General features: G+C 58.4%; 8 protein-coding genes and 1 pseudogene. 6 read left to right on the top strand and 3 right to left on the bottom strand.

Annotation, left to right across the window (positions count from 1 at the left end; genetic code table 11):
• The coding region (locus tag JWR14_RS14110) for a response regulator (protein WP_299707657.1) at positions 1-2,760 on the top strand (2,760 nt) is incomplete at its 5' end.
• Positions 2,753-3,685, top strand: a complete 933-nt coding sequence (locus JWR14_RS14105) for a diguanylate cyclase (protein WP_299707655.1) — start codon at positions 2,753-2,755, stop codon at positions 3,683-3,685. The genes JWR14_RS14110 and JWR14_RS14105, both read left to right, overlap by 8 nt.
• 618 nt (positions 3,686-4,303) lie before the next feature.
• On the opposite strand, the gene JWR14_RS14100 is transcribed toward JWR14_RS14105, so the two are convergent.
• Positions 4,304-4,684, bottom strand: a complete 381-nt coding sequence (locus tag JWR14_RS14100; RefSeq protein WP_299707652.1) for a hypothetical protein — start codon at positions 4,682-4,684, stop codon at positions 4,304-4,306.
• Positions 4,685-5,790: 1,106 nt separating this feature from the next.
• Between JWR14_RS14100 and JWR14_RS14090 the strand changes: the two genes are divergently transcribed.
• Both JWR14_RS14090 and JWR14_RS14085 read left to right on the top strand, forming a co-directional pair.
• The gene (locus tag JWR14_RS14090; protein ID WP_299707646.1) at positions 5,791-6,000 is read left to right on the top strand and encodes a hypothetical protein; all 210 of its coding nucleotides are present in this window, start codon (positions 5,791-5,793) and stop codon (positions 5,998-6,000) included.
• Positions 6,001-6,924: 924 nt separating this feature from the next.
• The gene (locus tag JWR14_RS14085) at positions 6,925-7,152 is read left to right on the top strand and encodes a hypothetical protein (protein ID WP_299707643.1); all 228 of its coding nucleotides are present in this window, start codon (positions 6,925-6,927) and stop codon (positions 7,150-7,152) included.
• A gap of 823 nt (positions 7,153-7,975) precedes the next feature.
• On the opposite strand, the gene JWR14_RS14080 is transcribed toward JWR14_RS14085, so the two are convergent.
• Positions 7,976-8,191, bottom strand: a complete 216-nt coding sequence (locus JWR14_RS14080) for an H-NS family nucleoid-associated regulatory protein (RefSeq protein WP_299707640.1) — start codon at positions 8,189-8,191, stop codon at positions 7,976-7,978.
• 116 nt (positions 8,192-8,307) lie between these two features.
• Here JWR14_RS14080 and JWR14_RS14075 point away from each other — a divergent pair, with 116 nt between their 5' ends.
• Together JWR14_RS14075 and JWR14_RS14070 are read left to right on the top strand one after the other, a co-directional pair.
• Positions 8,308-9,183 (top strand): NAD(P)-dependent oxidoreductase, encoded by an 876-nt coding sequence (locus JWR14_RS14075; RefSeq protein ID WP_299707637.1) that lies wholly within the window; start codon positions 8,308-8,310, stop codon positions 9,181-9,183.
• A 530-nt stretch (positions 9,184-9,713) separates the two neighbouring features.
• Positions 9,714-11,387 carry a cyclic nucleotide-binding domain-containing thioredoxin-disulfide reductase gene (locus JWR14_RS14070; RefSeq protein ID WP_299707634.1) on the top strand — a complete coding sequence of 558 codons (1,674 nt, stop codon included), beginning with the start codon at positions 9,714-9,716 and terminating at the stop codon, positions 11,385-11,387.
• A gap of 203 nt (positions 11,388-11,590) precedes the next feature.
• Here the strand turns inward: JWR14_RS14070 and JWR14_RS14065 are convergent.
• Positions 11,591-12,019 (bottom strand): annotated as a pseudogene (locus JWR14_RS14065) (HTH domain-containing protein); the annotation flags it as partial.
• Positions 12,020-12,033 lie beyond the last annotated feature (14 nt).

The raw sequence follows: 12,033 nt of genomic DNA, 5'->3' as shown, positions 1-12,033 counted from the left end.
GACCTGAGAGAACGACACGGCCTCGTTAGAGCAGCGGCAGAAGCCGACACGAGGGCAAACACTGCGCAAGAGGCGACCCGGGCAGTAAAGGCCATGCTCACGCAATCGCTACTCGAGCAGAACGCGGTGCTTGAACACACGCCAGTCAGCGTCTGCTTCGTGAAGGACCGGGTGATCCAGCGGTGCAACAGCGGTTTCGAGAAGCTCTTTGGATACGACAAGGGTGAACCGGTCGGCAAGTCGACCCGGGTCCTCTATGGCAGCGATGAAGAGTGGGAGCAGGGCGGAGCGGACTATCTTGTCATTGCGGAGCACATCTATGTTGGCGATGCCAGATTCGTCCGCAAAGATGGCACGCCTATCTGGTGCGCCGACCACGGCGCCATGCTCGATCCCGATGACCCGAGCAAAGGCACGGTATGGACCGCACTCGATGTGACTGCGCGCAAGCAAGCTGAAGAGGCGATTAGCGCGGCCAAGGAAGCCGCTGAGGAGGCATTGCAGACGAAGTCTGAGTTCCTGGCCAACATGAGTCACGAAATCCGGACGCCGATGAACGGCGTGATTGGCATGAGCCGGCTGGCGCTCAAGACAAACCTTAACCCTCAGCAGCGCAACTATGTCCAGAAAATAGCAGCCTCTGCGGAGAGTCTGCTCAGCATCATCAACAACATCCTGGATTTCTCCAAGGCAGAGGCTGGCAAAGTCGTACTCGAACGAGTCCCTTTCGAACTCGACGGCATCCTCGATAATCTATCCAGCCTGATCGCGCTCAAAACGGAGGCGACTGGCGTGGAAGTCGTTTTCCGAGTAGGCGCTGGCATTCCATCACACCTGGTCGGTGACCCGTTGCGCCTCGGACAGATACTGGTGAACCTGGGCACCAATGCTGCCAAGTTCACCGAGCGCGGTGAGATCGTCGTCGGTGTCGATCTCCTGGAAAGTGACGAACACACCGTCATGCTGCAGTTCTCGGTCATTGACACCGGCATCGGGATGACTGACGTACAGTTGGCGAAGCTCTTCCAGTCGTTCTCGCAGGCGGACGGCTCGATTACGCGCAAATACGGCGGTACGGGACTGGGACTCGCGATCAGCAGGCAACTGGTTGAAATGATGGGCGGTACCATCGACGTGCAGAGCCGTATCGGTGAGGGGAGCCGCTTCAACTTCACGGCGAGTTTCGAAGTGGGACGCAAGGACATCGTCCGCGAGCGGAGCACGACACTGTCGATGAAAGAGCGCCGTGTGCTGGTGGTAGACGATAACGCAGTCGCCTGCGAGGTGCTGGCCGAGATGCTCGCGTCGTTCGGCCTGCAGGTGACAACGGCTGCGTCCGGGCTCGCTGCGCTCGACGAGCTGGTTGTTTCCTCCAACGAGGGCCGGCCGATCGACCTGGTATTGATGGACTGGCGCATGCCCGGCTGGGACGGCGTGGAAACGACGCGCCATATCAGGAGCGATGCACGTATTGCTGCCACGCCGGCCATCATGATGGTCACGGCGTACTCCCGCGACGACTTGGTCTCGGAGGCGCAGGACGTGCATGTGGACGGCTATCTCGCCAAGCCAGTCAACCCGTCGCTGCTCTATGACATGCTGGTCGAGACCTTGTTTCCGGCATTCAGGTCCAGCGTGCCAGTAGTGCCGGCGCGTGAGACGTTCGAGCGCGACCAGGCGTCGGATTTCGCCGGCCTCTCCGGCGGCCGGGTTCTACTCGTCGAGGACAACGCGATCAATCGGGAGGTGGCACTCGAATTCCTTGGCCAGGCGCCAATTCACGTCGATGTCGCCGACAATGGTCGTGAAGCGGTCGCGTGCGTGCAGCGTACCCGATATGACCTCGTTCTGATGGATCTCCAGATGCCCGTGATGGACGGCCTGAGCGCAACCCGTGAGATTCGCTCGATGGCGGGTTTCGAATCGCTGCCAATCATCGCGTTGACCGCTCACGCCATGCCCGGGGACCTGGAAGCCAGTCGGGACGCCGGCATGAACGGCCATCTCGTGAAGCCGATCGACCCGGCGGAGCTGATGCAGGTCCTCTTGACCTGGATCGCGCCACAGGAGCGCAGGGGCCGCACGCCCAGGAGCATCACGGGATTGAACGCCTCGCGAGCTGTCGCTGAACACGAAAATAGCCGGCTTCCGCCACTAGCGGGCGTCGACTGGCAAGTTGCGCTGCAGCGGACGAACCGCAACCCGGCACTGTTGCAGAGGCTGATACGCAGCTTCCGTGACGACCACCTTCACACGGCACAGGCACTGCGCGCGTACGCACACGAGGGTGACCTCGACGCTGTCGGGCGTATTTCCCACGGACTGAAATCTTCCGCCGCTTACCTCGGCGCGGGGCGTCTGTCGTGGCTCTCCAGCGAAGTGGAACAGGCTCTACGACGCGGTGCGAACGATGAAGCTCTGGCGCTGGTACCCGACCTGGCCGACACGTTGTCAGGATTCGTTCGGAGCCTGGTTCAACTGGGTGAAGTGGGCTCCAGGATATCTGGAACATCCGATCCGGCAGTCTTAGGTCCGCTGATGAATCGGCTCGCCGATCTGCTTCGTGGCGATGACGCGCGCGCGGAGGACGTGCTGATCGAACTTCAGGCCGCGATGGGACCTGGGGCGGTGGGGGATACCCAACTGGCCGCTGTCAGAACCGCGGTCGTCGATATCGAGTACCGTAGTGCCCTTGAGTCACTTACTGCACTGGCATCCTCGGTCGGGATGCAATTAGGAACAGGAGGGCCGCTTGAGTAAAAAAGATAGGCAGAAAGTGCTAGTAGTTGATGATGCGGCGATCAACCGGCAAGTACTTGGCGACTTGTTGAAGACCGACCATAGCGTAATTCTCGCGAAGAACGGCGAGCAGGCGCTGGCGCTAGCAACGCAGCACGTTCCAGATCTGATCCTCCTTGACGTCGTCATGCCCGAAGTCAGCGGCTACGAAGTGCTAAACCGGCTGAAGTCGGATCCACGCACGGCGGCCATCGCTGTGATTTTTATCACCGGACTCGATACGCCGGAGGACGAAGCTCACGGGCTGACCTTGGGTGCCTCGGACTACATCACCAAGCCGTTCAATCTCGCCGTGGTCCTGGCCCGAGTCCGCTGTCACCTGCAGCTTGCTCGACAGCGGCGCATGCTTGAGACACTGGCTAACATCGACAGCCTCACGGAGCTCGCGAACCGACGCCATTTCGATGAGCGCTACGCGCTTGAGTGGGGGCGCGCGATGCGCGATCGGCAACCACTTTCGGTGGCAATTCTCGACATCGATTTTTTCAAGAATTACAACGACCAGGCCGGACACGCGATGGGCGACAGAGTCCTGCAGGCGGTGGCCTCCGTACTAACAAACGGGATGAATCGAGCTACCGATCTTGTAGCGCGATTCGGCGGTGAAGAGTTCGCATTGCTCATGCCGGGCACCGGAGCTGAACCTGCATCGCAATTGGCTGAAAGACTGCGCGAGGCTACTGGTCGCTTAGCGATGCGGCGCCTGGATTCAACTGAAGCTGACCGTATCACCGTGAGCCTTGGCGGGGCTACATTGCGGCTAAGTGGCAATGAGTCGGCGGCCGAGTTATTGAAAGCCGCCGACGATCATCTGTATCGGGCAAAGAACGAAGGGCGTAATCGGGTCGTTTGGCGAGAAGACAGTGTCAAAGCAGATGAATTATAAAAATTATGAGGAATCCATATTGATATGACCTTTCCCGCATCAACAACCAACAGAAGTCGCCGACTGTCGTTCACGCATGGTTTTCTGAATCCTCATACCCCTGACCGATGGCTCACGAGCGGGTTGTAGGTCGATCTGAGATGTCGATTTCTTGCCGGTGGGGCCGGCAACAGCGTGCGGCGGCATTGTCAACTTACAGAGCGAGAGGCGGCCCAACGGCAGAGGTGAGGAAGCCTCATCAGGCGAGCAGACGCGGTTTGAAGTGACACTTGGCGCTGGCGCGCGACGACCGCGCATAGGCGCCGCGGGCGCCAGTCAGGTTCGTTGTGTTTCAGAGAACTGCGCGGAATCTGACTTGGCCTATTGCAGATGCTGAAATTCAACAAATCGGCGCGACTTTGGCCGCACCCTTTGGAGGGGAAGCCGCCTCGGCTTCCTCTTGCCGAACCTTATAGCCCTCCCAAAAAAACAGCAGACTCATGGTCCCCCGCACCCGACACTCCGCTCTTGATGAGACAACTGAAGTTTGCGGGAAAGCCGGCTAAAACCGGCTACTTTCTGGCATTTTGCCAAAGCAGCCAGCACCACCGAGAACATGCCTTCCCGCCGGAGCGTCGGTCAGACGTAGTCGTCCTGCGGGTCACTGTCGTCATCCTGGTTGTGGTCGCTCGGTGCGAGACAGGTCTCGATGACATCAAACGGAGTTCCTTTGTGAAAGAAGGCGTCTTCCGCGTGGAGGGTATGCGGAAGGTCCGCGTCGAGTGGTCCGCATTTGTTGTGCTCAGCGACAACTGTCGTCGTCCCAAGGGTCGCCATCAGATCGTCTACCTCTTCTTCTGTTACCGGCTCCGTACTCAATGAATACGGACTTTCGTGTTCGTCGGTCGCCGCGACGAGTTCGCGGATGCGCGCTTCTTGCTCATCTGTCAACGGCACGTAGAAATTCCACGTCTCTCCCTCAAACTCGTCCGTTTCGGTAAATCTGAAAAATTCAAGCATGCTGCGTCTCCTCGCAAGTACAAGCTTCTAGGCGACTCGATTGGAGTCGCCTCGGTGACCCGTGACAGATTATCAGCACGACAATGATGATGCTAGCTACAGGGGCGAATGGATTACGCCCTCTGCGCGCAGCTACGGACGAGCACTGGTCGACACAGCGGCATCTTGGTCGAAGCAACCTGTATTTCGCCAGCTACAGCGAGGGGCCAGTTCGCGTTGTTTCGTCGATATCTCATGGAGTTGAACGATGGTTTGCAGGGTCGAGCAGGGGCAAAACTCGGGGCAAGCATCGCGCGAGAAATCAGTTAAAGGTCGAGGAACGCGAATTGCGCGCCCCATACCATGCCATCGCGTCATCTCGGCGACGACTGGCGACCCTCACGACTAGAGGAGACTGTCATGCGAGCAACGATTAAAGGTATTTTGACTTCAGCGTTGGTTATGAGCTTGTCCGGTGCTGTGTTCGCGCAAGGAGCTGGCGGCGGAAGTGGGGGCGGCACTGCTGGTGGAGCGGGGGCAGGCCAGGGTGGAACCGGGATGAGTACTCCCAACAGTAACGGTGCGACAGGCTCGACCTCCGGCGCATCGGGTTCAAGCACTATGGGAAAATCTTCTGACATGTCGCAGAAGAAGATGCAGAAAAAGGGCGCTACGGCCGCGTCGGATACGGGCTCTTACTGACGGTGCCGAAGCCTGCCTAATAACGCGCATTGCGGCGAGATTGCAGGCTGAGAAGATGGCGTTTCAAGTTGGCCAAGAGCGCAGTTACACAATCGGATTGGAGCGCTGCGTTTCCGCATCGGTCACTGCTCACATCGCAAGCAAGGTGGTCCGAGACCGCTACTGATATGCTTTCCTCAGTCAAGGTCCCCAGGCAGCGTCATTTGTTTCAAGTCGAATGCAGGTCCCTGAGGAATATTTGCATGCTGCCAAACGTTGTGTTCATATGGAGGTGAACACTATGCGCAAGTCACTGACGATGTTTGTACTTCTGACTGGCCTGACCGCTTTATTTATCGCGCCGAGGGCTGTTTTTGCACAAGCCTGCAACCCGGCGCTCGCGGCCGGCTTTCTCTACCAATGCCCCCCGCCAACCCAGGGTCTTTTTGACAACCGAGGCTTTCGGCGTTTCCGCGGAGAAGGCGGGTTTCACGACAATCACGGTTTCCACAGCGATGGTGGCGGTAACAATTTTGGCAGAGGCGTTCGTCCAGGCGACGGCATGGGACACGGTGGCGGCATGGGACACGGTGGAGGCGCAGGGCATGGCCGTTAGAGGTACGCGCATCGCAGTGTCCGATGCGGGCATCACGTAGCTCGGATTTTATCCAGCGGTTGGTCAGCGCCTCCCGCTGGTCGCGCAATGTCCCTGCAAAGTCGCTGCAGGGGGCCAACAGGTTTATTGGTCATCGTCTGAGCCTCGACGGTGCATGTTCATGGGTAGTCCCCGCCGCCGAATGCCTGCTCGGCACCCGAATCCGTCTAAGCATAGAACCGCGCAACCAGTCTCGGAAGCGCGTTTTTGTTCATGAGGTCAGCCCTATCATTTGCGGGCGAATTTTGCCACTGACTCTATGAGTCGCTGTCAACAATCTCAAATGAACACCGAGCAGAAATAATCTTCTTAAAATTGCCGCGCACTGAGGCGATTATTCGACGGCCTTCTGGGGACGTAGGGTGGATACATGTAAACTTCGCCGTCAATGAGTTAGCCCATCGCGTATATGCCATGAAGTCTCCGTTGAATACTGAAGCAAAGTTTCCTGGCAACCTCGAAACGTCCAGTGCTAAGCGCGCGTTCGCAGCAAGACTTGATATGACCATAAAGCGGGCGAAGATAACGTCTGGTCGGCTAGCGCGCCTGCTTGCTGTACCAGAGTGCGATGTTACTCTTTGGAGAGCCGGGGTTATGACTCCCGGCGCTGCACACTGCCACAAACTTTCAGACATTCTCGGAGTGGACGTCAGGTGGCTATGCGCTGGAACGAGCTAAATTCGAAGGGCCGGTTAACAGTTTAGAAATAGTTTAGAAATTGATTGGCGGGCAACGCGGACAGGAACATATTTCCCATCGCCATGGATTGTTTCCACCACCGGCCTCGTTTCCGAATTCGTCTATAGAAGTAGGTCAGTATCGAAACTCCTCCCTGTTACCAAGCAATCCTTCGAAAGTTGCGATGTCGGCGGAACGTCGGACTAAAGCTTCGGTTTTGCTACTTGGCAACAGGGGGGATTCGTCTATGTATCATTTATCATCCCTTAACTACATGGGCAGCATGATTGTCCCCGTCGTCACACAGGACCCGTCTGGCTTTCGGTCGGCGGCCATCATCACGGACGAAAACGGTGACGGACAAGCAACCGGTGCGCTCGGTTGCTTTGCGACCGAAGCCCAGGCGCGCCAATTCGCGGTGGAGTATGCAAAATCCGAAATTGGACGACGTCGTTTAATGACCCTTTCCGATTAGCGCTCGCGCACGCGAAGAGGGCGAGAGCACGGCCTGATTTAGATGACACCAGTCCGTCATCAGGCACCGCGTTATTTGGGATGTGCCGAACTGATACGGACCAATGGCGCTGCTTATAGGAGGGGTCCTGGACCGGAACATCGCTGGGACGGAAACGGTTTCGGGGTAACGCCGGCATCGGGTACGCACCTCTACGTCGAAGCATTCAGAATCCTAGGTAGACTGGCGACTCCCCGATTCACACCGGCCATGGCTCGTCGGCTTTTTGAAGCGCATCCAGCGCTTCCATTGCAATTGACGATGCATCCATCGAAATCCGACATGCAACTGCTACCCTTTAAATCAACATGTCCTGTCAGAGTAATAATGCGAGTCTTTTGCGCGCGCCCATTAGCACGAAGTTCGCGGCATACGTCGCGGCCGTCGCCGTCGGGAAGGCTTATATCCAAAGGATGAGGTCGAAGGTTTCTTCGGAACAACGTTGCAGCGCGCTAACGTGTCTCTCAGGATCAAGCGGTGACTTCGCAATCCGCCCCAACAAATCTCATCTCGCGGGCAAGAGAAGAACGGCTTGCTCTAGAAGCGCGTGAGAAGCTGCAAACTCATCGCGTCCTGCCATCGTGAGTGCGGCTTCCGCAGTTCGCATGAAGAGTTCGTCGTCGGAAGTGACGGCCGGCTGCAAACTAAGATTGGATGGGTCGTAACGGCGAAAGACCGAGAGCATTTTGAACGCATCGAGCTGCCATTCCTGTGGACCATTCTTGGTCAAAATGTCTGCGGCGGGCACCTAGCTGCTGGATGGCTGCGAAGAAATCCGAGCGTTTCATAGACGTTTAGCTTTGCTCGCGATACTGGTTCCAGCCGTCATGATATCAGCGCCGGCAATCAAAAACCTCGTCCGGTATTTGGCTGCAGCTAGCCACGCAGGCGCCGGACCACGTCCGCGCCAGGTCGCTCCGGTCTTGGGGTCAAGGCATTTCGCGGCCAGCGGTCCTTTGCGCTGTCCATTGTGTCCGGGTGCGATGTGCGACAAACTCACGCGTAGCTTCCGGCATGGTTGATTTGCATCCCAGCCTGAAGGCCGAAGGTTTTGACTGGTAGCACCGCCGCGCGTCCTGGTAAGCGTATTCTGGGGTAAGTATTCAGGAGACGACCATGAGCCTTGCTGGCAAGACACTATTCATGTCCGGCGGCAGTCGCGGCATCGGACTCGCGATTGCACTCAGAGCCGCACGCGACGGCGCGAACGTCGTCATTGCCGCAAAGACCGCCGACCCGGACCCGCGTCTCGAGGGTACGATTTATACGGCGGCTGCCGCTATCGAAGCGGCTGGCGGCAAGGCACTCCCGCTTGTCGTGGACATTCGCGACGAGGAACGCGTAAAAGCCGCAGTTGCCGAGACCGTTGGGTTGTTCGGTGGCGTCGATATACTCGTGAACAATGCCAGCGCCATTCGACTCACTGGCACACTTGCCACACCCGTCAAACGGTATGACCTGATGCATGGAGTCAATGGAAGAGGGACGTTTGTATGCGTACAGGCCTGCCTGCCTCACCTCCTCAATTCATCTAACCCGCACATCCTCACACTGTCGCCGCCATTGGTCAGCGACGCGAAGTGGTTTAAAGATTTTCCGGCGTACACCATCGCAAAATACACGATGAGCCTGTTCACGCTGGCGTTTGCTGGTGAGTTCAAGGACCGCGGTGTCGCAGTCAATTCACTATGGCCCAGAACTGCCATCGCGACTGCTGCCGTGCGAAACGAGATTGGCGGCGCGGGCATGGTCGCGGCATGTCGCAAGCCGGAGATAGTCGCAGACGCGGCCCACTTTATCCTGACGCGCCCCGCTAAGGAGTGTTCGGGCAATTTTTTCCTCGACGACGAGGTTCTGCTCGCTGCGGGTGTCCGGGACTTCGCTCAGTATGACGTGCAGGCCGGGGCCGCATTACAAGCAGATTTCTTTGTAGAGGCCTTGCCGGGAATGCTACCGGCGGACAATATGATGAAGCCTACGAGGCCCTCGTGAGATTAGCTGGTCGCACTGCAGCCGCCTATCGAACCGACGCAGCGGACCTAGCGGCCCGTTACGCAGCGCGTCCGATGGCCTACTCCCCTGGGCCTTCAATGGCCGCGTTGCGATGCGCGCGAAGACGAAATAGTCTTACACGAAAGCGCCATTAACGCGTAGGAGACAAAGAGCCAAGTAACAGAAGTTTGGCCTATCAGCCGGATGCTTGGACGATCCTGCGCGGCGACGATTCTCGAACTGCTGCCCAGTAGACCGCTGATTTAAGTTCGGCTCGCGACAGTCGAAGTCACCATCGCTCGCGATTCGCATGATTGCTCGACACGGGGCACATTTCGGTTACTGGATCGCACTCGTCAAAGCGACGATGAAGTCGAGACAATACCCTTGTTGTAGCCGGCATCAGGTGCCGTGGTGCATGGTCCGCGGAGAGAGCGACTCGATCGCGGGTCGCAACCGGAGATATCATATCCCTAGTGGATGCAGCAGTTCCACGACAAGGACCACGTCTCAACTTGATGGAATCCGCCATGGGCAAAGACTCTTCAGGCAATCCCAACGAACTGTCGTCAGGTGGCAGCCGCTACCATCAGGTGTATCCCACGCTCGATGAGAGGCAACTGGCGATATTGGAGGGATACGGCAAGCGACGCAAGCTGAAGCCCAACGACATCCTCTATTCCGAAGGTGACCGGCACACCGGGATGTTCGCCATTCTCTCCGGAACGATCGAGGCGTCCAGAGCGTCCGTTCAGGGCCCCCGATTACTGGGCACACATGGCCCAGGCAGTTTCACCGGCGAGGTCGCCACGCTCGCCGGGCGGGCTGCGGTCGCAACGACACGCGCGATCTCCGATTGCGAGGTCATCGTCATTGATGAGGAATCGCTCCGCGCGCTCGTGATCGCTGAAGCAGAGTTGAGCGAAACGATCATGCGCGCGTATATCTTGCGCCGGGTCGCTTTCATCCAGGGCCAACACGTAGGCGTGGTGGTGATTGGGAGTACGTCCTCGGGCCCCACGCTACGCTTGCGCCATTTCCTGAGCCGCAACGGTCAGCCCTCGGCCTACTTCGATATCGTCGATCACGCGGAGGCCAAAGAACTCCTGACACACTATGACGCAACGGAAGCCGACATTCCGGTTGTGATCACGTTGCAAGGCTCCGTGCTGAGGCAACCCAGCCACAGGGCCGTCGCAGACGCAATCGGCCTGAGTCCGGACAGGCTCAATGGCGAGCACTTCGATCTCGTGGTGGTGGGCGCGGGGCCCGCAGGTCTCGCGGCCGCGGTGTATGCCGCATCGGAGGGATTGAAGGTGGCGGTTCTGGATGCCAAGGCGCCGGGGGGCCAGGCGGGCACCAGTTCGAAGATCGAAAATTACTTTGGTTTTCCGACTGGCATATCGGGGCAGGCGCTAGCCGGCCGCGGCCTGTCGCAATGTCGCAAGTTCGGCGCCGAGGTCGGCGTTCCGATCGAGGCGCTGACGATCGACTGCACGGACCCCCAATCGTTTTACATTGGCCTCAATCAGGACGAGTGCGTTTACGCTCGCGCTGTCGTCATTGCCACTGGGGCGCGCTATCGGAAGCCGGATCTTCCCCGTCTTGAGCATTTCGAGGGTCGCGGCATCTACTACAGTGCGACCTTCATGGAGGGTGCGTTCTGCAACAACGAAGAGTTGATTGTGGTGGGCGGCGGGAATTCGGCCGGACAGGCTGCGGTATTCCTGGCGAGGTTCGCATCTCATGTCCACGTCGTCATTCGCGGCGACGGACTCAGTGCAAGCATGTCGACCTATTTGATCAGACGAATCAACGCGACCGCCAACATCACGCTTCACACGCGGACACAGATCGTCGAGTTATGCGGCGAGTCCAGACTCGATGGGATACGGTGGGACCGGCAAGAGCAGATCGAACACAAGCCCATCCGCCACGTTTTCCTTTTTCTTGGAGCCCAGCCCAATACCCGGTGGCTTGGGGATTGTGTCGCCCTGGACAAGGACGGGTTTGTGCTGACGGGTGCGGATACATGTGAACAGTGGACGGCGGACCGGCCGCCACATGATCTCGAGACAAGCCGGCCCGGCGTCTTTTCAGCCGGTGATGCGCGGAGTGGCTCCGTCAAGAGAGTGGCGGCTGCCGTCGGAGAGGGGGCCGCCGCCATTCAGGCCGTTCACCAATATCTTGCAAGGTGCGGATGACGTGGGTCGAGCATTACCCGATTCGTTCGCTATGGAGGGGTTCGAGTTTCCCTTGTGATTACCCGCATTCGCATTTTTCGGAAGCGGCAATTGGGGAGACCTAACCGGCAGTTCCATGGATGCCCCGCGACGACCACATCGGGCGCGTACTCGATCGCGCGGCTCTTGCCGATCCGCTATGGTCCGTAGATCAGCGCATCCATGATTACGGTCCAGTCCTCGCTCCAATCGAACTGGAAGGCTTCACCGAGCGCAAAGGTCAGCGGCACAAAGGTGCCTCGACCAGCGGTTCGTGCGTGCTCCTGCTGCTCCTGGCGCCAGCGCCTCGCGAATGCAGCGACCCGATCATAAGAGCCGGTGAAACCCAGCGCGCTCAAGTCAGCGTGGATCTGCTTGAGCGTTCTGCGCTGCTTACGAGGTCGCTTGGCTTCTGTGTTCAGCCACTCTGCAAGCTTCGCCGCGAATCCGTCGAGCTTGCTAGGGCTCTGGCGTTCGGGATAAGTCGGCAGCACTGTGCCGGCGCGAATATAGCGCCTGACCGTGTTTCTCGATACGCCGAGGCGTTTGGCGATCTCGCGCAACGAGACATGATCGCGATAGTGCCAGCGTCGAATGATGCTCAATATTGCCATGTCGATCACTCCGT

Origin of the sequence: Caballeronia sp. (assembly GCF_028292365.1) — a bacterium.
GTDB lineage: Bacteria > Pseudomonadota > Gammaproteobacteria > Burkholderiales > Burkholderiaceae > Caballeronia.
The sequence above is the reverse complement of the archived record's forward strand: the minus strand, read 5'-3'. Positions and strand labels throughout refer to the sequence as shown.